Genomic DNA, 20,063 nt, shown 5'->3' with positions numbered 1-20,063 from the left:
GCGCGCCGTCAAACGGCGATGGGCGTGATCCAGGGCTGATCGGCAGCCTCGTGGCTGTCCACTACCGCCTCGACGAAGGCGACGCCCTTCAACCCGTCCGCCGCCGTCGGCAGGTTCCGTCCCACGGCCGAAGGCTCGCGACCCTCGCGGCGGGCACGGATCGCCTCGGCAAAGCCCAGGTAAAGGTTGGCGAAAGCCTCAAGATAGCCTTCGGGATGGCCCGGCGGGGTGCGGGTGCGCGCCTTTGCATCCTCGGACATATCCGCCGCGCCGCGCTTGAGCGTCTGGACCCGGCCGTCCAGCGGGGTCAGCACCAGTTCGTTGGGCTGTTCCTGATACCACGCAAGCGATCCCCTGTCGCCAAACACCCGCAGGCGGACCCCGTTCGAATTGCCGATGGCGACCTGGCTGGACCACAAAAGCCCGCGCGCCCCACCCTGATAACGCAGCATGACGTGCGCGTTGTCGTCCAGCGCCCGCCCCTCGACAAAGGTGGCAAGATCGGCGGTCAGCGCCTGCAACTTGAGCCCGGTGACAAAGCCGGCCAGATGATAGGCATGAGTGCCGATATCGCCGATTGAGCCGCCGCGGCCGTTCTTTTTCGGGTCGGTGCGCCAGGCGGCCTGCTGGTTGCCCTGCTGCTCGATTGCGGTCGCCATCCACTCCAGCGGATATTCCACCTGCACGGTGCGGACCGTGCCGATCTCTCCGGCAGCCACGCGGGCACGGGCCTCGTGCACCATGGGGTAGCCGGAATAGGTATAGGTGACGCCGACGAAGCGCCCGGTTTCGCGCGCCAGTTTTTCGAGCGCAACCGCGTCCTCAAGCGTCGCAGTCAGGGGCTTTTCGCAGATCACGTCGAAACCCGCCTCGATCAGCGCTTTTGCCATCGGGTAATGGGTAAAGTTCGGCGTGCATATCGCCACAGCATCCACCCTGTCGGGACGGGCGGATTCGCCGGCTATCAGTTCCTGATAGGTGCCGTAGCTGCGATCCGCAGCGATCCCCTGTGCCAGCGCAAACTGCCGGCCGCGTTCCGGATCCGCGTCGAACGCGCCGGCCACAAGTCGCCATGCCCCGTCCAGCCTTGCCGCGAGCCGGTGGATATTGCCGATATAGGCCCCCTCTCCACCGCCGATCATGCCAAGCCGCAATTCTTCGCTCATGCGTCCTCCAACCCAAGCATTGCCCGGTTCGCGTCACGATCGGCGCCGGATTTCACGAAATCGTCGAACGCCCGGTCCGAGACCCGGATGATATGATCCGCGATGAACTGCGCACCTTCGCGCGCGCCATCCTCGGGGTTCTTGATGAAACATTCCCATTCCAGAACCGCCCAGCCGTCAAAACCATGGGTCGAGAGCTTGGTGAAGATCGCCCCAAAATCCACCTGCCCGTCGCCGGGGCTGCGGAAACGGCCGGCGCGTTTCGACCATGGCTGATAGCCCCCGTAGGCGCCGGATTTGCCGTCCGGGCGGAACTCTGCATCCTTTACGTGAAAGGTGCGGATCCTGTCGTGGTAGTGGTCGATGAAGGCAAGGTAATCCATGCCCTGCAAGACCAGATGGCTGGGATCATACATCAGATTGGCGCGGGGATGGTTCTTTACCTTCTCAAGAAAGAACTCCCAACTATGACCGTCATGCAGATCCTCGCAGGGATGAATTTCATAGCAGACATCCACGCCATGCGCGTCGAAGTCGTCCAGGATCGGCGTCCAGCGTCTGGCGAGTTCTTCAAAACCCTCGTCCACCAGCCCTTCGGGCCATTGCGGATAAGGGTAAAGATAGGGCCAAAGCAGCGCGCCCGAGAATGTGACATGCCGGTCGATCCCCAGCCGCTTTGACGCCCGCGCGGCAAAGCGCAACTGTTCTTCGGCCCAGGCGCGACGGGCGGCGGGGTTGCCGTGCACCTGTTGCGGCGCAAAGCTGTCCATGATCATGTCATGCGCCGGATGCACCGCCACCAACTGCCCGGTGATGTGCGAGGCGAATTCGGTGATCTCCAACCCGTGATCGGCCAGCAGGCCGCGGATCTCGTCGCAATAGACATCGCTGTCGGCCGCGCGGGCCATGTCGATCAGCCGCGTATCCCATGTGGGAATCTGCACCCCTTTGAACCCTTTGCCGGCAGCCCATTTTGCAAGGCCCGGCAGGGTATCATAGGGTGCCTGATCCGCTGCGAACTGGGCCAGGAAAACCCCCGGCCCCTTGATCGTGCGCATCGCTCAGGCCTCCAGCTTGGCAGCCGGAACCGGCGCGTCGTCATATCCGCCATAGACCGACTGGTCGAAGGGGATCACCGCGCCCGTCATCATGCCGCCATCGTCGGACGACATCCACAGAACGGCGCGCGCGACCTCCTCGGGGTCGAGGATGCGCCCAAAGGGCTTTTGCGCCGCCGCGCGGTCGATGAAATCGGGATCCCCGGTTTCGGACAGGACCAGTTTTCTTTCGTGATCCGAGTTCATCCAGCCGATATCGAGCTGGTTCACATGGATCTTGTGGCGCATCAGCGAAAAGCCGGCGTGCCGGGTCAGTGTCGCCAGCGCGCCCTTGGAACTGGCATAAGGCGCAAGGAAAGGCTGACCAGCAAGACCCGACATCGAGCCGATGTTAACGATCCGTCCCTCGATCCCCTCACGGATCATGACCTTGGCCGCATCCTGGATCAGGAAGAACGGCGCGCGGGTGTTCACGGCGAACATGCGGTCAAAAAGCTCGGGCGAGGTGTTCAGCATGTTGCCCCGGTCGGTCAGGCCCGCCGCGTTCACCAAGATGTCCACCCTGCCAAAGCGGCTGTCCGCAGCAGCAACGATGGTGCGCACCTCGTCGATGTCGGCCAGATCGGCGGCGACCATCTCGACCGGAACGCCACTTTCCTCGGTGATCGAGCGTGCGACCGCCTGCCCTTTCTCGACGCCGCGGCCAACGATCACGATGCCGGCAGCGCCTGCCCGGGCGAACAGGCGGGCAATCGCAGCACCCAGACCCTGCGTGCCACCGGTGACGATGGCGACCTTTCCGTCGATGCGATTCATTTCACGACCTCATATCCTGCGGCATCCATCACCCGCATCAGTTCCTTGTGACCCTTGATCGCCATATCGAGTGGCGGCGAGACCTTCGGGTCCTGCTCGGCCTCGACCACGAACCAGCCTTCGTAACCATTGGCGGCCAGCGCCTTGACCAGCGCCTCGAAATCAAGGTCGCCATCGCCCGGAACGGTGAAGGCGCCCTTGATCACCGCATCCAGAAAGCTTTCGCCCGAGCGGTCCAGCTCATCGATCACCGCCCGGCGGATGTCCTTGGTATGGACATGGGTAAAACGGGCATGGTGATTGTCGATGACACGCATCAGATCGCCGCCCGCAAAGGCCAGATGGCCCGCGTCGAACAGCAGCGGCACCGAGCTGTGCTTCATGAACAGGTCGATCTCGGCCTCGGTCTCGACCGCCGCCGCCATGTGGTGGTGATAAGAGATCGGCATGCCCTGCCGCGCGCACCAATCCGAGAAATCCGACATCTTGCGCCCGTAGGCTGCCATTTCATCCTCGGTCAGCACCGGCTTGGTGGCCAACGGGGCCGAGCGCACGCCCTGAATCGAGCGCGCCGTTTCGCCATAAACGATGCAAGGCGCACCGGCCGCGATGAAGAACTGCATCTGCTGCGCGATACGATCCTTTTCTGCCTCGATATCGCCATCAAGAAGCAGACCCGAAAACCAGCCGCCGCAGACCGAAATCCCAAAGCGGTCAAGAATCGGGCCAAGCTCGCTCATGTCCATCGGAAAGCGCCGGCCCGTCTCCATCCCGGTGAAGCCCGCCAGCGAAGCCTGCCGCAGGCACTCCTCCAGCGTGACGTCGTCCGACAGTTCGGCAAGGTCGTCGTTCCACCACGCGATTGGGGCAATCCCAAGTTTCGCCTTCATACTGTCAGACCCCGATACGTTGTTGCTTACGGATATCTTCCTGGCTTGCACGCGCGGCACGGACGGTTTCAAAGGTGGAAACCTCGGGAACGCCTACATCCCAATCCGCGTCGCCAGGGGTCCAGGTCCATGCGTCGGTCACGATGGACAGCACCGTCACTCCGTCATTGCCCTGCGCCCATTCCAGCGCCCCTTCCAGATCGGCCAGATTTTCGACATGGCGCGACTGTGCCCCCATCGCGGCGGCATGGGCCACGAAATCGACATGCAACGGATTGTTGCGGTCGCGGATGCGGCAATCCTTCAGCAGATTGTTGAAGCCCGGCACGCCCTTGGCCTGCTGCAACCTGTTGATCACTGCGAAACCGCCGTTGTCGCAGATCAACACGATCATCTTGTGGCCAGTCAGTGCCGCCGAATAGATGTCCGAGTTGGCCATCATATAGGTGCCGTCGCCCAGCATGACGATCGGTGTGCCACCTGTGCCGCCCGGCCCTTCCTGAGCCATGGCGGCCCCCCAGCCGGCCGGGATCTCGTATCCCATGCAGGAAAAACCGAATTCACAGTCGAAGGTATGCGGATCCTTGACCCGCCAGCCCTTGACCACCTCACCGGGCAGGCCGCCTGCTGCGGTGATCAACGTGTCACCCGGACGGGCAACGCGGTTCACCACATTGACCACCTGCTGATACGAGGGCACTGCCGCATCGGTGGGTGCCTGCAGGCTGTCGAGCAGCCTGTTCCACTCGGCAAACAGTTCCTTGCCGCGCGGCAGCAGGTTCGCGTCCGCTGCCCAGTCGCCAAGCGCGGCATCCAGATCGGCAATACCTTCGCGGGCATCGCCCACCACCGAAACCGCCCGATGCTTCACCGCATCGAATCGCGCCGCGTTCACCGAGATGAACTGCGCATCTTTCGAAAATGCCGTCCACGATCCCGTGGTGAAATCCTGCAACCGGGTGCCGATGGCAAGGATCACATCCGCCTCGCGCGCCAAGGCATTGGCCGAGGTCGAACCAAGGATACCGACGGGGCCGACATGAACCGGGTGATCGTGGGTAAAAGCGCCCTTGCCGGCCACGGTTTCCACCACCGGAATGCCGCGCTTGGCCGCGAAATCCGCCAGCACATCTTCGGCGCGGGAATAACGCACACCACCGCCCGATATGATCAGCGGCTTACGGGCACCTTTCAGCACATCCGCAGCGGCGGCAATCGAGTCGCGGTCGGGACGCGGGCGCGGGATTCTCCACAGCTTCGGCTCGAAAAAGACCTCGGGATAGTCATAGGCCAGCTCTTGCGTGTCCTGCGCCAGCCCGATGAAGGCAGGGCCGCAATCGGCCGGGTCCAGCATCGTGGCCACCGCCTGCGGCAACGACTGGATGATCTGTTCGGGCAGGACGATGCGGTCCCAATAGCGCACCACGGGCTTGAAGGCATCGTTCACGGTGATGGTCGGATCGCCGAAATGCTCGACCTGCTGCAACACCGGATCGGGGATCCGGTTGGCAAACGTGTCGCCGGCGATCAGCAGCACCGGCAGGCGATTCGCCATCGCAACGCCGGCGGCCGTCACCATATTGGCGGCGCCCGGTCCGATAGAGGTCGCAGCCACCATAAGCTGGCGACGCTGCTTGGCCTTGGCGAATCCGATGGCGGCCAGCGCCATGGACTGTTCGTTCTGCCCCCGCCAGGTCGGAAGCCGGTCCTGAACCGTCTCCAGCGCCTCGGACAGACAGGTCACATTGCCATGCCCGAATATGCCGAACACTCCGGCAAACAGCGGGACGCGCTGACCGTCGATTTCGGTGAACTGGTTGCAAAGGTAACGAACAAGAGCCTGAGCCATAGTCAGACGTACAGTCGATCCGGTCATCTCGCCTCCTCCTGCGGATGCATCTTTTCACAATGTTACGGAATGCATATTGACAATGCAACAACATCGCAACAATTATTGCAAGAAAGTTGAGGAGGAGACTCAATGCTGAAAATCGCAGTGATCGGCACGGGCCGCATCGGGCGGATGCACGCCGAAAATATCGCCGCGCATCCGCGTGCCGCGCTGGCGGGCGTCTATGATATCCACACGCCCTCTGCCACCGAAGTCGCGGAAAAGCTGGAGGTTCCGCAGTTCGAATCCGTCGAGGCGGTGCTGGCTTCGCCCGAAGTGGATGCGATCCTGATAGCCTCGTCAACCGCGACCCATGCCGACCTGATCGAGGCTGCGGTGGCCGTAGGCAAGCCTGTGCTTTGCGAAAAGCCGATTGATCTGTCGCTTGACCGCGTCAACGCCTGCGCGGCCCGGATCAAGGACAGCAATGTCCCGATCATGCTGGGTTTCGTCCGCCGGCTGGATTCGGGTCACGCCGGGGTGCGCGAAGCCATCACCTCGGGTAGGATCGGTGATCTGCATCAGGTCATCATCACATCCCGCGATCCCGATATGGCGCCCGATGCCTATATGGAGGTCTCGGGCGGGATTTTCCGCGACATGACCATCCATGACTTCGACATGGCCCGCTTTATTCTGGGCGAAGAGGTGACCGAGGTCGCTGCCACCGGTTCGCGGCTGGTAAAGCCGGAACTGATGGAAAAGCTGGACGATTACGACACCGTCACCGTGGTGCTGAAAACAGCAAGCGGCAAGCAGGCTATCATCAACAATTCGCGGCGCGCGGTTTACGGCTATGACCAGCGGGTCGAAGCGTTCGGCAGCGCCGGCATGGCGATTTCGGAAAACCACGCCATGACCAAGGTGCGGCTGTTCGGGGCCGATCACACCGAATCCGCGCCGCCGCTGCTGAATTTTTTCATTGAACGCTACGATCCGGCCTTTGCTGCCGAGATCGGCGCCTTTGTCGATGCGGTTGAACAAGGCACCCAACCCCCCATGACATTCGAGGATGGCCGTCAGGCGCTGATTCTGGCCGAAGCGGCGATCAAATCGGCCAAGGAAGGCCGCACCATCCTGACCAAGGACATCGGCTAGCCATGTATCGACAATTTGGCCTGTTCATAGGCGGCAGCTGGATCCCCGGCGCCGCAACAGGAGAGGTTTTCTCGCCTGTCACCGAAAAATCACTGGGGCAGATCGCTCTGGCCTCGGCCACGGACACGCGCGCCGCAATCGACGCGGCAGCTCAGGCGCAGGCCCCGCTTCGCGACATGGGCGGATTCGCCCGCGCCGAGGCTCTGCACCGCGCAGCGGATGAAATGGTCCGCCGTGCCGAGGAAGGTTCGCGGATGATCGCCACCGAAACCGGCAAGCCCATCGCGCAAGCCGGGCGGGAATGGGTTCTTGCCTGCGACCAGTTCCGCTGGTTCGCCGAAGAGGCCCGCCGCATCTATGGCCGCATCGTCGAAAGTCGCGTGCCCGGCGGCCGGTTCGAGGTCACGCGCGAACCCGTGGGCATCGTCGGCGCGTTCACCGCGTGGAATTTCCCGGCCGCCCTGCCCGCCCGCAAGCTGGCGCCGGCGCTGGCCGCGGGATGTCCGGTCGTGCTGCGCCCCTCGTCGCAAACGCCGGGCGTCGCCATGGTGATGGTCGATTGCCTGCGTGCCGCAGGCCTGCCAGACGGCGCGATGAATCTGGTGGTCGGATCGACGGCAGACACCTATGCGCCGATCATGACGGATACGCGGGTGCGCAAAGTATCGCTGACCGGATCGACCCGCGTCGGACAGCAGATGATCCGCGATGCCGCCGAGACGGTGAAGAAAGTCTCGATGGAGCTTGGCGGCAACGCGCCCCTGATCGTTTTCGACGACGCAGATCTGGAAGGGGCGCTGGATCTGGCGGTGCCGACGAAATTCGCCAACGCCGGTCAGGTCTGCGTCACCCCCGACCGCTTCTTTGTCCACGAAGACCTGCATGACGCCTTTGTCCAGGGCTTTGTCGCCCGCACCGCCAAGATCGGGCTGGGCGACGGTTTGGACCCGGAAACCGGCATGGGCCCCCTCATCAACGCCGGTCGTCTGGCCGAGATCGAGGGCATCGTCGCTGACGCTGTCGCCGCGGGCGCAACGCTCGCGCATGGCGGCCGCCGTCCGGCACATCTGAACGCAGGCCATTTTTTCGAGCCGACCGTGCTGACCGACGTCACCGACGATATGCGCGTATTTGCAGAGGAAAACTTTGGTCCCATCGCCGCGATCACCCGCTTTGCCGACGAGGAAGAGGTGATAGCCCGGGCCAATGCTTCGGATATGGGACTGTCGGCCTATGCCTTCACCCGTTCTGCCGACCGGGCCCGACGCGTCGTTCGGGCGTTGAAGGCTGGCATGGTCGGCATCAACAGCTTCGCCCTTGCCGCATCCGAGGCCCCGTTCGGCGGCACCAATCATTCGGGCATGGGGCGCGAGGGCGGCACAGAAGGGATCGAGGACTATCTCGACATCAAACTGGCGCAGATCGTTTTCTGAAAAAGGGAGGCCACGCATGTTCAGCAACCGGCTGAAGCAACAATGGGCCGAAGGTCGCGCCGCGATCAACGGCTGGCTGTCGATAGGAAACCCCTTCACCGCAGAAATCATGGCGGCGCAGGGCTATGACAGCGTGACCATCGACGCCCAGCATGGCGCGCTGGATTACAGCGCCGTGCTGCCGATGCTGCAGGCGATGCGGGCCTCGGGTGTGACGCCTTTGGTCCGGGTGCCGTGGCGCGAACCGGGCGCCGTCATGAAGGCGCTGGATGCGGGCGCGCAAGGCATCATATGCCCGATGGTGAATTCCGCCGCCGAGGCCGCGGAATTCGTCAGCTACACCCGCTATCCGCCCCATGGCCAACGCAGCTTTGGCCCGACACGCGCCGCTTTCGCCTATGGCAGCTATGGGGTTGCTGCTAATGACGAGGTGTTGGCGCTGGCGATGATCGAGACGCAGCAGGGCATGGACAATCTGGAACAGATCGCCGCCACCCCCGGACTTGACGGCATCTATATCGGCCCCGCCGATCTGACGCTGGGCACCCAGAATGGCCGTCTTGCCCCCGGTTTCGACCGCGAAGAGCCCGAGATCGTGGCCCTGATCCAACGCATCCTGGCCGCTTGCAAGGAAAACGGCATACGCGCCTGCCTGCATTGCGGCAGCCCCGAATATGCGGCGAAAGCGGTGGGCTGGGGCTTCGATCTGACCACCGTGGGCGGCGATACCCGCCTGCTGGCTGCGGCTGCCTCTGCCTCGGTCGCAAAATGGCGCGACCTGACGGGCGCCGCTCCAGCATCCGCCACGAAAGGAGTCTACTGATGCCGCACCTGCTGGTGGCCGGAAAGCTGCACCCCTCGGGCGAGGCTTTGCTGGAACAGATCAAGACCCAAGGCTTCGGCGTCGATTACGTGCAAGAGGTGTCCGAACCGTCCTATGCGCCGCTGATCGGCCGCGCCGATGCGTTGGTGATCCGCACCCAGCCGCTGTCCGCCGGCACTATCGCCATGGCGGACAGGCTGAAAGTCGTCTCACGTCACGGCGTGGGTTACGACGCGGTGGATCTGGCGGCGCTGAACGCGCGCGGTATCGCGCTGGCCATCGTGGGGGACGTGAACTCCGTCTCGGTGGCCGAGCATGCGATGATGCAACTGCTTGCCGGCGCGAAACGCGCCCTGCTGGCCGACCGCGCGGTGCGCGAACCCGGACGATGGAACTGGCGCGACGGGCTGGAGCAGCGCGAGATCTCGGGCAAGAACCTTCTTATCATCGGCTATGGCCGGACCGGGCAACGCCTTGCCCGCATGGCGGCGGGCTTCGATATGACCATCCGGGCTTATGACCCCTATCTGTCGCGCAACGGCTGGCCCGCAGGTCCGGTCGAGGAAGCGACGGATCTGGCTGAAAGCCTTGGCTGGGCCGACTGCATCTCGATCCACGTGCCAAAGGCCGACAAACCCACCCTCGGCGCGGTGGAAATCGCTTTGATGAAGCCCGGCGTGATCCTGGCCAATACCGCGCGGGGCGGCATCGTCGACGAAACCGCGCTGGCCCAGGCGCTTGCCTCGGGTCATGTCGGCGCGGCGGGGATCGATGTTTTCAGCAAAGAACCCCCGGCCGGAGGGAACCCGCTGTTCGATCTTTCCACGGCAATCCTTTCGCCGCATATCGCAGGGCTGACCGCCGAATGCGGCGAACGCATGGCCATCGCCTCTATCCAGAACGCCGTCAACTATCTGGGCGGCACGCTTGACCCGCAGCTTATCGTCAATCGGGAATTCGCACATGTCTGACAAGCCCGTCCTGCGCATCGGCCTGATCGGCACCGGCTTCATGGGCAAGGCCCATGTCTTTGGCTTCGCCACCGCGCAAAAGGTCTTTGACCTGCCCTATCGGCTGGAACTGCATACGGTCGCCGACATCACCGACCAAGCCGCCGCCCGCGCCGCCCACGAGTTCGGATTTGCCCATTCCACCGCAGACTGGCGCGACCTGATCCAGAACCCCGACATCGACGTGGTGGACATCACCGCGCCCAACGCGCTTCATAAGGAAATGGCGCTGGCGGCCATCGCAGCGGGCAAACATGTCTATTGCGAAAAGCCGCTGGCGCCGCTGGTGCAGGACGCACGCGAAATGGCGGATGCGGCACAAAAGGCCGGGATCAAGACACAGGTCGGTTTCAACTATCTTTGCAATCCCATGCTGCGTCTTGCGCGCGAGATGATCGCAGCCGGAGAACTGGGCGAGATCCGCGGCTATCGCGGCCTTCATGCCGAGGACTACATGGCCGATGCCGACGGGCCCTATACCTTCCGCCACGATCCGGCGGGGGGCGGCGCGCTTGCCGATATCGGCAGCCATGCCCTGGCCACGGCGGAATATCTGCTTGGCCCGATCACCGAAGTCATGGGCGACTGCCTGACCATGATCCAGACCCGCCCCGACGGCACCGGCGGCAGCCGTCAGATTTTGGTCGATGATGTGGGTCGCGCCTTCTTGCGCTTTGCCAATGGCGCGCAGGGCTCGATCGAGGGAAACTGGATCGCCACCGGCCGCAAGATGCAGCATGATTTCGAGATCTACGGCAGCAAGGGCGCGCTGGCCTTTACGCAGGAACGCTTTAACGAGCTGCATTTCTATTCGGCCGGAGATGCGCCGGGCCGGCGGGGATTTCGGCGGATCGAGGCCAGCCCGGATCACCCGCCCTATGGCCGCTTTTGCGTAGCGCCGGGCCACCAGATCGGCTTCAACGACCTGAAAGCCATCGAGGTAGAGGGCTATATGCGCGCAATCGCCGGCGAGATCCCCGAACCGTTTGGTTTCCGCGCCGGGTTGCGCATCCAGACATTGGTCGAGACGATCCAGAAATCCTCGGCAGAACGCGGGTGGCTGACGGTCGCCGTCTGAGACGCCAGCCCCTTGCTATCAACCGGATCGTCCCGAACAGATAGCGGGGGCCCGCAAGCAGCAGGCCCCCGCCGTGGATCGGGAAAAGGGAGCAAGCCCGACCGGAGAAAGGACGATGCGCGGCTACTGCGCCGCGCTTGGGAACCGCTCAGATCGCTTGCGGGCTGTAATCGGCTTGTGCGATCGGCAGCACGCCCAGCATCAGATCGACGGATTTGCGCAGCCCTTCGAAGGAGTTCAGCAGCACATCCTCGTGCTCGATGGACAGCCAGCCGTCATAACCGGCCATCTTCAACCGATAGCAGAACTGCCGCCACCACTCTTCCCCATGGCCGAAGCCCAAGGTAATATAGGACCAGCTTCGGGCCGGAATATCCATCAGACTGCCGTTTTCCAGCAGGCTTCCAACGGCCTGTTTCGGTGGGTTCAGGAAAGTGTCCTTGGCATGGACGTGATAGATTGCGTCGCCCAAGGCTTCGGCAGCGGCCAGAGGATCGGCCCCCATCCAGAACAGATGGCTGGGGTCCAGATTGGCACCGATCACCGGCCCGACTGCCGCGCGCAATTTCAGCAAAGACGGCACGTTGTAGACGCATTGGTTGCCATGCATCTCCAGCGCGATCCGCTCCACGCCCGAGGCTTTCGCCAATTCGGCGATCTCGCCCCAGAAGGGGATCAGCTTATCCTGCCATTGGTAACGCAGGATCTGCTGCGTTTCAGGCGGCCAACTGGATACGACCCAGTTGGGCATCAGGTCGCCCTCTTGCCCGGCGGGCAGGCCGGACATGGTCACGACCGTTTTGATCCCCATATCGCCGGCGATCCGGATTGTGTCCTTCAGGCATTCCGCCTGTTCCGGCTGGGTCGGATGCAGCGGATTTCCGTTCGCGTTCAGCGCGATCAGTTCAAGCCCGCGATCCGCGAACGCGTCGAGGAACCTTTTGCGCGCGCGCGCGTCCGATTTCATGGCCCCAAGGTCAAAATGCGGCGCGGTGGACCAGCCGCCGGTGTTCACCTCCAATCCAGAGACCCCCAGACGGACGGCATTATCCAGCACCTCGTCGAAGCTCATGGCCCCAAGGCTGTCGGTCACGAAACCCAGTTTCATGTCACGCTTTCCCATTGCTGGCATAGAGTGCCGGTTGATCTATCATGGCGACCGGGGCCCGGCCCCCTTCACGCAGGGATCGCACCCCAGCCTCGGCCACGACTGAGGCGGCATAGCCATCCCATGCGCTGGCGGCATCCTCGGGGAAACGGCCGGTCTGTACGAAATCGACAAAGGCGCGATCCTGCCGGCGATAAGCCTCGCCAAAGCGAGGGCGCCAGTCGGCGGCATATGTCGTCACCTGCTGCAAGCCCAGATCCAGCCGCGTATGCAAAGGCGCGTTCAACGAGATCGCGCCCTTTTCACCCACAAGTTCACCGCGCACGTCATAGCCATAGGCGGCGTTGTTGTTGATCTCGATGGTCACAAGCTGGCCGCCCGCCGTCTCCAGCACCATGACGACGGGGCCGACCTTGCCGCCCGCATCCTTTGGGGTGAAGGCCGTGACGGTGCTGTAGTCGGTATCCAAAACATGGCGCGCCACGTCGAACTCGTGCGGGGCAGAGTTGGTGATGGCCATATCGGCAGTGAAACCGGCGACGGGGTTTTCGACGTTGCGGTGGAAGTTGTGCATCATCACCGCGCGCCCCAACACGCCCGAGGCCAACGCCGCCTTCATCTCGGCATAGGACTGGTCATAGCGGCGCATGAACCCCACCTGCACCCATTGCCGGCCCGAAGCCGTCTCGGCCTCAATCACCCGAAGGCAGTCGTTGGATTCTGGCGACAACGGCTTTTCGCAAAGCACCGGCTTGCCGGCTGCAATGCAGGCCATGGACAGCGGGGCATGGGTGAAATCGGGACTGGCCACGATCACCGCATCCACATCCTGCCGCAGCACCAGTGCAGCGGGATCAGTTACCGCATCCGCGGCGCCCCAGGCTTCGGCCAGAGCCTGCGCCCGATCCGGCGACGCGTCGCAGATCACCTGCAACACCGCGCCGGGCAGTTCCTCGGCCACGATCCGGGCATGATCCGCACCCATGATCCCTGCACCGACAAGACCTATTCTGACAGACATTCACGACATCCTTGTTGCTATCGCTTGATGGCCCATTGGCGCAGGCCTCGGTCGCCAAGCGCTGCGGCGATAACGATCACGCCCAGAAGCAGGAGGAACCATTGCGGACGCACCCCCATGACCACGAGATAAGACTGGATCGAGGACAGAACGAACGCCCCCATCAGCGCCCCAGGCAACGAGACGCGCCCACCCGCCAGCAGACAGCCGCCCAGCACGCAAGAGGCGATGGCCTGCAACTCCATCAGCCGCCCCATCGAGCCGTCGGCAAAACCAAGCTTGCCTGCCTCCAGCGAGCCGGCAAAACCGGCCAGCAAGCCGCACAGCAGAAAGGCGGTGAACTTGACCCGGTCCACTCGTACGCCGCGTGAGTGGGCACTGGCCGCCGAGCCACCGACCGCCAGCAGATGATTGCCGAAGCGGGTGGCGCGCAGCACGATCACAAGAACCACCAGCGCCACGATCAGCCAGATCAGCGCGGTATTGAAGCCCATGATATCGCCGCCGCCAAACAGCCAATAGGTAAAGCCGTTGCGTTGCGCATAAGGAATGGAAAACGAAAACCCGTCGGTCAGGGCAATCGCAATGCCGCGAAAGATCATCAGCGTGCCCAGCGTGATGATCAGCGAGGGTGTGTTGGTCCGGGTGATCAGGAAACCGTTGAACGCCCCGATTGCCGCCCCGACCGCGACCGAGACCAGCATCGCCAGCGCCGGATCTATTCGCATCGCCAGCCACAGATAGACAAGCGCGCCCATGCCAAAGGTCGAGCCCACGGAAATGTCGATCTCGCCCGTTCCGATCACCAGCGCCACACCCAGCGTCATCAGCCCCAACGTGGCCGTGACCTGCACGATCGTGGCGATGTTATAGAGGTTGGCCCAGCGGCCGTCCGAACTGCTGGCAAAAAAGATGACCAGCAACAGCGCGATCAGGAAGATGCCTATCTCGGTGTGTTGCCGGATAATACGCTTGAAACCCGCAACGGCCATCAGACCGCCCCCCGCTTTTCGACCTTGCGGCCACCTTGGCGAATGATCTCTTCCAATGCGTCGGCAGACATGGCGCTGGTCAGGGCGTCCTCGATCTTCTCGCCGTTTTCCATGATGACGATCCGGTCGGCCAGCTTGTGAACCTGAAAGATGTCATGGGTGATATAGATCACCAACAGGCCCTGTTCCTTCAGCGCAACGGCCAGTTCGTTCACATGCTCCCGCTCGCGTACCGAAAGGTGGTTGGTGGGCTCGTCCATGATGACGACGCGGTTCTTGAATTCGACGGCGCGGCCGATCTTGACGGATTGGCGCTCGCCGCCCGACAGGCGCTCGACTTCGTCATCGGCCGAAACATTGTCGCGCAGGCCGAATTCGCGGATCACCTTGGAGGACATGTCGCGCATCTTTTTGAAATCCAGGATCGGAATGCCCATGATCCGCCGGACCGGCTCGCGCCCCAGATAGAAGTTGCGCGCGATCGACAGGTTGTCGCACAGGCCGACCGATTGCTGGATCGTCTCCATACCCTGATCGATGGCCAGTTTCGGATGGAACTTTTCAACCCGCTTGCCGTCGAACCACACCTCGCCCGAGGTCGGCTTGTGGATCCCGCAAAGCACGCGGATCAGCGTGGTCTTGCCCGCGCCGTTATCGCCCACAAGACCGATGAGCTCGCCGGCGTTGAAATCGACCGAGACATTCTTCAGCGCGTGGAAAGCGCCGAAATAGAGTTGCAGGTTCTTTACCTGAATCAAAGGGGTGGTGCTGGCCATGGCCATGTCCTTTCGCGTCAGACGCTATGCCCGGCACGGCGGGCGAGGTTCTGGTTAAAGATCACGGCAACGATCAGGACGACGCCGACGAAGGTGATGAACCATGACGACGGCGCGCCAAGCGCGATCAATTCGTAGCGGAAACTGGTGATGATAAAGGCGCCAAGCACCGCGCCCACCAACGAGCCGCGCCCGCCGGACAAAAGACAGCCGCCGATCACAGCCGCGGCGATAGCCTCCAGCTCCATCAACTCGCCCAGGGTCACATGGCTTTGGGGCTTGTCGGCAAGGGTAAGTATGCCTGCGAACCCGGCCAGCAGCGAACACAGCATGAAGGTCACGACCTTCACGCGGCCCGTCCGCACCCCACGCGATTCCGCGCTGTCGAAACTGCCACCGGTCGCCAGCAACTGGTTGCCAAAGCGCGTGCCCCAAAGCATCACATTCAGCGCGATACACAGCCCGATCATCCAGAAGATCGCGGCTTCGACCCCGAACCATTCACCGCCCAGAAGCCGTGTGAACCAGTTGCCGCGCGCCGCTTCGGAAAAATTCTGCACTGTGCCGCCGGTCCAGACATAGATCAGCCCGCGCGCGGTAAACAGGCCACCCAGCGTGACGATCATCGATGGAAGCTTGCCCTTGACCACCAGCAGGCCCTGCAACAGCCCCACGGTCGCCGCGATAGCCAGTGCCGCCAGCACCGAACCGGGCACACCCAGTTTCGGCTCCAGAGTGATAAAGGCCACGCCGGTTAGGCCGTAGACCGAGCCTACTGAAAGGTCGATCTCCTTGGTCATGATGACCAGCGCCTGTCCCATGGCCACCAGGCCAAGGATCGCAGTGAAGTGGACGACGTTGGACAGCGTCGAGCTGCGCCACCAGCCTGAAAAGTCGATCAGGCTGAAGACCACAAGCATCAGGGCGACGCCGATCACGGCGCCAAAGCTTTGGCCTCGGACAAGGTTATTCATGACTTCATCCCCGAACGGAAAGGTCTCGCGACGCAATGCGCCGCCGGACGGTGCCGGAACGGCGGCCTTCCAGCCGCGGTCCCGGACGCTCAGGCGCTTACCAGGTGTTCTGCTGGTTATAGGCCTCTTCACCAAAGACATTGCGGACCAGTTCGGCCCAGTTTTCGGCATTGTCCTTGTTGATGACGATCGGTCCGGTCAGGATGTCCTGCTGAGGTGCGTAGCCGAACTTGGTGTTCCAGTAGAGCCATTCCAACGGCGCATAGCCCTGCAACCAGAAACCCTGGCTGTTGGTGGCCAGAATGTGGTTGTTGCGTACGCCTTCGATGGAAACCGGCCCCTCGTCCACGGTCAGAACCGTGATGCCTTCGTTATCGACATCGGGTTTCAGCCCCATGTCGTTCGCCACGCCCCAGGCCCAGGGTGACGACCAGCCGGCCACGGTGAAGATGTAGTTGGTGTCGGTGTTGGCACTCAGGAACGATTGAAGCGTGTTGCGCGCGGTGGCAGGCTCGGCGCCGATGAACAGTTCCTCGAACTTGGCGCCCGCGCCTTCCATCACTTCGCGCATGCCGGCACAACGTTGCTTCAGCCCTTCGTGGGCAGAGTCGTGGCTGGCGCAAACCACGCCGGTCGGGGCCGGAATGGCACCCGCCTCGACTTGTTCCAGGGCATATTCACCCAACCTCTTGCCGGTCAGGAACTCATCGCCACCCACATAGGTCAGGTAGGGGATCCGGTCTTCCGTCGGGCGACCGTCGGGGATGTTGAACGCAACGACCGGAATGCCGGATTCGATCGCGCGACGCAGCGGTCCCTCGAACGCATCGGGGCTGACGATCGGCACGGCAATGCCATCGGGCCGCGTCGCAATGGCCTGCTCCAGCAGCCGGACATGTTCCTGAACCGAGTAGTTGTTGGTCGAGATATATTCGGCATCCACGTCGGGATATTTCTTCTCGAACTCGTCCATGGCCATGGTCAGCCAGTTCATGTTGGGATCGTTCGAGCCGATATGCGACACGACAACGAAACGCAGCTTTTCGCCATCCTGTGCGATGGAAAGCCCCGGAAGGGCCATGGCCACAAGCGCAGTCGCAGCCAGAATCCTGCTTTTAAGCATCATTTTTCTTTCCTCCTCCAGTTATGCAACAAATATTGCAAAACTGTCAGATTCTGGAAATAAGATTGAATGGCAGATTATGATTTAATTTTCATCAAAAAACGCGATCTAACGATCTCGACACGATCAACGGGCCATCATTGTCTGAGATAGACGCAGCAAAAGCCCCAATCTGAACGCATCGCGGCATGAGGATGATGACACACACCGGACGGGCCCGGGGCTGGAAAGGCCCCTCACTTAAGGAAATTGCACAACTGTCGGGATTGGGGACCGCGACGGTGGACCGGGTCCTGAACAACCGTGCCGGCGTTCGGGAAAAGACCCGGCTGCGCGTGCTGGCCGCCCTTGAAAAACTGTCGCATGACACGGCGCCGGGCGAGCGGATGTTCGACCTTCGGCTGTTTTGCGAATCCGGTGCGACTTTCAATGCCACCATGGAGCAAGCGGCCGAAGCGGTGAACCGCAGCCTGCCGGGCGTGCGCATCCGGGGAACCTATATCCCCACCTCGCAGGTCGATCCATCAACCTTTGCCCGTCAAATGGAACAGGAAGGCAGTGAAGCCGACGGTGTCCTGGTCGTCGCGCGCGAGCATCCAGCCACCAACAGCGCCATCCGCAAGCTTTGCGCCGCCGGCGTGCCCGTTGTCTGCCTGACCAGCGACCTGCCCAGTTCCCGGCGCAGCGCCTATATCGGCAACGACCAATACGCGGCGGGAAGCGTGGCCGCGCTGCTGATCGGCAGCCGTCTTCCGCGCGAACGCAACAAGATCCTGATCGTGATGAGCGTTCCGTTTCGCAGCCAGCAGGAACGCGAGATGGGTTTCCGCCGCGTGCTTCGCGCGGATTTCCCCCATCTGCGCATCGAGGAACGCGTAGTCGCCAATGACGATGCCGACAGCACGGGCGAGCAACTGACCCGCCATTTCGAAACCCATGGCGTGCCAAGGGCAATCTATAATGTCGCGGGGGCCAATCGGGGCGTCGCCTGGGCGCTGGAAGCCGTCGGAAGCGAACGCGATACCATCTTTGTCGGCCATGAACTGACTCAGCATTCACGCAACCTGCTCGAGTCCGGGATCATGGATTTCGTCATTTCCCACGACTTCGTCTCGGAGCTGATCCAAGCCGCGCAATGGATCCGCAGCACAAAGGAGGGTGCGACCGCGCACCCCTCCACTTCGCAGATCCTTGTGCATACCAAATACAATTGCGGGCTTTGACCTGCCGCCCCGAAAGCCCGGCCCGCCGAATGGCGGCAAGATCAAAGCCATGCAAACCGCCGGCCCGCGTGAAAAGAGCTGTCCCACCGATACGTTCGAGCGACCTTTTCCTTACGTCATTCCAGTGCCTTGTCGGCGCCATCGGCAATGCCTCTGGTCCAGTATCCTGCGGCTTTGATCCACTGCCGGGGATGCCCTCGTTCCTGCTGAAAATGGTCGCGAAGCGCGCGGGCCACTTTCGCTTCGGCGGCGATCCAGACAAAGCCGCGCCCTTCGGGCAGGGTCAGCCCCTGAACCGCATTGAGCACGGGCCGCGCATCATCGGCAGCACTTTCCGGACGCAGAACCCAATGCGTGTCGAGGCGGGCCGCAGATGCAAAATCCTGCTGGTCCGCCGTTTCGGGCACCACGCCAAGGGTGATGGCCTGCGCGCCGGCGGGCAATTCCTCAAGCTTGCGGGCGATGGCAGGCAAGGCGGTCTCGTCGCCGATCAACAGCCACCAGTCGAAATCCGGACGGATCACGGCAGAGCCGCGCGGCCCCGCGATCTCCAACCGGTCGCCGGGCTTCGCCCCGGCGGCCCAAGCCGTTGCCGGTCCCGCCTCATGCAAAGCAAAGTCCAACGTCAAAGTCCCAGCCGTGGTGTCGAATGCGCGCGGGGTATATTCGCGCATCGTGGGTTTGTCGTCACTGCCGGGAAAAAGCAGCTTGATGTGATCGTCGAAACCGAGGCTGACGAAATCGGCCAGATTGTCGCCCTCCAACACGATGCGCAGCATATGCGGGGTCAGCGATGTTACCTCACGCACCGTCAACATGCGGCGCTTCACCTCGTGGCGGTGGCGGGTGATGATCGCTTCACTGTCAGTCATTTCCGACCTCCTGCGTTGTGCCTGCGGCAATGCGGTCGGCGGCTTCGGTCAGGATGGCCGCTATACGCGCAGCCTCTTCCGGCGCTGCTTCCGCCCGCCCGATCTGCGCCCTGAGCGCCGACTTCAGACGGTCCATCGCTGCACCGACGTCATCGGATTTCCGCTCCGGCGGCTTGCGGGCCAGCAGTTCATCGGTCGCCTTGCGATTGGCTTCAAGAAAGGCCGCGCCCTCGGATGTCAGCCTGGACAGTTTACGGCCACCCTCTCCGGCTTCGATGGTGATATAGCCCATGTCCTCCAGCCACGACAGGGTGGGATAGATCACGCCGGGGCTGGGGGAGTAGCGGCCGTCGAAACGGTCGGTGATTTCCTTGATGATCTCATAGCCGTGACGCGGACGCCCGGCGATCATGGCAAGGACCAGCAGCCGGATTTCGCCATAATCGAACAATCGCCGACTCCGCCCGCCACCCCGATGGTGGCCACGATGGGCGCCATGGTGCGGATGGGAATGTTCGGGCGGGGGACTGTCGTGGTTGAAACGGCGGTCGTGGCCCTTGAAGGGATGGTGATATCTCATTTTTGCCTCATTACGATATAACGGAAATTAAGATATATCGTAATATTGCTTGTGCAAGGGTCTCGTGCTATTTTTTCAGGCCGCGCCCTGCCCAGTCTCGACCACAAGATCAAAGCAATGAAGGCACCAGC

Annotated in this window: 19 protein-coding genes; 6 read left to right on the top strand and 13 right to left on the bottom strand. The window is 62.6% G+C overall.

Annotation, left to right across the window (positions count from 1 at the left end):
- Nucleotides 1–8: 8 nt before the first annotated feature.
- The 5 genes from JWJ88_RS17565 to iolD are packed head-to-tail and all read right to left on the bottom strand — an operon-like array spanning nucleotide 9 to nucleotide 5,806.
- Entirely contained in the window at nucleotides 9–1,142 is a 1,134-nt protein-coding gene (locus JWJ88_RS17565; protein ID WP_205296899.1) for a Gfo/Idh/MocA family protein, read from the bottom strand.
- Between the two features lie 20 nt (nucleotides 1,143–1,162).
- Entirely contained in the window at nucleotides 1,163–2,224 is a 1,062-nt protein-coding gene (locus tag JWJ88_RS17560; protein WP_205295738.1) for a sugar phosphate isomerase/epimerase family protein, read from the bottom strand.
- A gap of 3 nt (nucleotides 2,225–2,227) precedes the next feature.
- Nucleotides 2,228–3,040 (bottom strand): SDR family oxidoreductase, encoded by an 813-nt coding sequence (locus JWJ88_RS17555; RefSeq protein WP_205295737.1) that lies wholly within the window; start codon nucleotides 3,038–3,040, stop codon nucleotides 2,228–2,230.
- Nucleotides 3,037–3,930: a myo-inosose-2 dehydratase gene (gene iolE, locus JWJ88_RS17550; protein ID WP_205295736.1), complete on the bottom strand. Its 894-nt coding sequence runs from the start codon at nucleotides 3,928–3,930 to the stop codon at nucleotides 3,037–3,039. Before iolE ends, JWJ88_RS17555 begins: the two co-directional genes overlap by 4 nt.
- Nucleotides 3,931–3,934: 4 nt before the next feature.
- Nucleotides 3,935–5,806 carry a 3D-(3,5/4)-trihydroxycyclohexane-1,2-dione acylhydrolase (decyclizing) gene (gene iolD, locus JWJ88_RS17545; protein ID WP_205295735.1) on the bottom strand — a complete coding sequence of 624 codons (1,872 nt, stop codon included), beginning with the start codon at nucleotides 5,804–5,806 and terminating at the stop codon, nucleotides 3,935–3,937.
- A 105-nt stretch (nucleotides 5,807–5,911) separates the two neighbouring features.
- Here iolD and iolG point away from each other — a divergent pair, with 105 nt between their 5' ends.
- The 5 genes from iolG to JWJ88_RS17520 are packed head-to-tail and all read left to right on the top strand — an operon-like array spanning nucleotide 5,912 to nucleotide 11,263.
- On the top strand, nucleotides 5,912–6,919 hold the full coding sequence (gene iolG, locus JWJ88_RS17540; protein WP_205295734.1) for an inositol 2-dehydrogenase: 1,008 nt from the start codon (nucleotides 5,912–5,914) through the stop codon (nucleotides 6,917–6,919).
- A gap of 2 nt (nucleotides 6,920–6,921) precedes the next feature.
- The gene (locus JWJ88_RS17535) at nucleotides 6,922–8,352 is read left to right on the top strand and encodes an NAD-dependent succinate-semialdehyde dehydrogenase (RefSeq protein WP_205295733.1); all 1,431 of its coding nucleotides are present in this window, start codon (nucleotides 6,922–6,924) and stop codon (nucleotides 8,350–8,352) included.
- A gap of 16 nt (nucleotides 8,353–8,368) precedes the next feature.
- The gene (locus JWJ88_RS17530) at nucleotides 8,369–9,175 is read left to right on the top strand and encodes an HpcH/HpaI aldolase family protein (RefSeq protein WP_205295732.1); all 807 of its coding nucleotides are present in this window, start codon (nucleotides 8,369–8,371) and stop codon (nucleotides 9,173–9,175) included.
- Nucleotides 9,175–10,146 carry a hydroxyacid dehydrogenase gene (locus tag JWJ88_RS17525; protein ID WP_205295731.1) on the top strand — a complete coding sequence of 324 codons (972 nt, stop codon included), beginning with the start codon at nucleotides 9,175–9,177 and terminating at the stop codon, nucleotides 10,144–10,146. The genes JWJ88_RS17530 and JWJ88_RS17525 overlap by 1 nt, the downstream gene beginning before the upstream one ends.
- Entirely contained in the window at nucleotides 10,139–11,263 is a 1,125-nt protein-coding gene (locus JWJ88_RS17520; RefSeq protein ID WP_205295730.1) for a Gfo/Idh/MocA family protein, read from the top strand. Before JWJ88_RS17525 ends, JWJ88_RS17520 begins: the two co-directional genes overlap by 8 nt.
- A 148-nt stretch (nucleotides 11,264–11,411) precedes the next feature.
- Here the strand turns inward: JWJ88_RS17520 and JWJ88_RS17515 are convergent, their stop codons facing one another.
- The 6 genes from JWJ88_RS17515 to JWJ88_RS17490 all read right to left on the bottom strand — a co-directional run bounded on the left by JWJ88_RS17515 (nucleotide 11,412) and on the right by JWJ88_RS17490 (nucleotide 17,260).
- On the bottom strand, nucleotides 11,412–12,371 hold the full coding sequence (locus JWJ88_RS17515; RefSeq protein ID WP_205295729.1) for a sugar phosphate isomerase/epimerase family protein: 960 nt from the start codon (nucleotides 12,369–12,371) through the stop codon (nucleotides 11,412–11,414).
- Between the two features lies 1 nt (nucleotide 12,372).
- Nucleotides 12,373–13,392, bottom strand: coding sequence for a Gfo/Idh/MocA family oxidoreductase (locus JWJ88_RS17510; protein WP_205295728.1), 1,020 nt, complete (start codon nucleotides 13,390–13,392; stop codon nucleotides 12,373–12,375).
- Between the two features lie 17 nt (nucleotides 13,393–13,409).
- The gene (locus tag JWJ88_RS17505) at nucleotides 13,410–14,384 is read right to left on the bottom strand and encodes an ABC transporter permease (protein WP_240200275.1); all 975 of its coding nucleotides are present in this window, start codon (nucleotides 14,382–14,384) and stop codon (nucleotides 13,410–13,412) included.
- The gene (locus JWJ88_RS17500) at nucleotides 14,384–15,160 is read right to left on the bottom strand and encodes an ATP-binding cassette domain-containing protein (protein WP_205295727.1); all 777 of its coding nucleotides are present in this window, start codon (nucleotides 15,158–15,160) and stop codon (nucleotides 14,384–14,386) included. The genes JWJ88_RS17505 and JWJ88_RS17500 overlap by 1 nt, the downstream gene beginning before the upstream one ends.
- 17 nt (nucleotides 15,161–15,177) lie before the next feature.
- Nucleotides 15,178–16,134, bottom strand: a complete 957-nt coding sequence (locus tag JWJ88_RS17495) for an ABC transporter permease (protein WP_205295726.1) — start codon at nucleotides 16,132–16,134, stop codon at nucleotides 15,178–15,180.
- 97 nt (nucleotides 16,135–16,231) lie between these two features.
- A complete protein-coding gene (locus tag JWJ88_RS17490) occupies nucleotides 16,232–17,260 on the bottom strand; it encodes a substrate-binding domain-containing protein (protein ID WP_240200274.1) in 1,029 nt (342 codons plus the stop codon).
- A gap of 185 nt (nucleotides 17,261–17,445) precedes the next feature.
- Here JWJ88_RS17490 and JWJ88_RS17485 point away from each other — a divergent pair, with 185 nt between their 5' ends.
- Nucleotides 17,446–18,480: a LacI family DNA-binding transcriptional regulator gene (locus tag JWJ88_RS17485; RefSeq protein ID WP_205295725.1), complete on the top strand. Its 1,035-nt coding sequence runs from the start codon at nucleotides 17,446–17,448 to the stop codon at nucleotides 18,478–18,480.
- A 116-nt stretch (nucleotides 18,481–18,596) separates the two neighbouring features.
- Here the strand turns inward: JWJ88_RS17485 and JWJ88_RS17480 are convergent, their stop codons facing one another.
- Nucleotides 18,597–19,352, bottom strand: a complete 756-nt coding sequence (locus tag JWJ88_RS17480; protein WP_205295724.1) for a siderophore-interacting protein — start codon at nucleotides 19,350–19,352, stop codon at nucleotides 18,597–18,599.
- The gene (locus JWJ88_RS17475) at nucleotides 19,345–19,932 is read right to left on the bottom strand and encodes a PadR family transcriptional regulator (RefSeq protein ID WP_205295723.1); all 588 of its coding nucleotides are present in this window, start codon (nucleotides 19,930–19,932) and stop codon (nucleotides 19,345–19,347) included. The genes JWJ88_RS17480 and JWJ88_RS17475 overlap by 8 nt, the downstream gene beginning before the upstream one ends.
- Nucleotides 19,933–20,063: the final 131 nt, after the last annotated feature.

It is taken from the genome of Paracoccus methylovorus, assembly GCF_016919705.1.
GTDB lineage: Bacteria > Pseudomonadota > Alphaproteobacteria > Rhodobacterales > Rhodobacteraceae > Paracoccus > Paracoccus methylovorus.
Note: the sequence above shows the minus strand (reverse complement) of the source record. Positions and strands in the feature narration are given on the sequence as shown.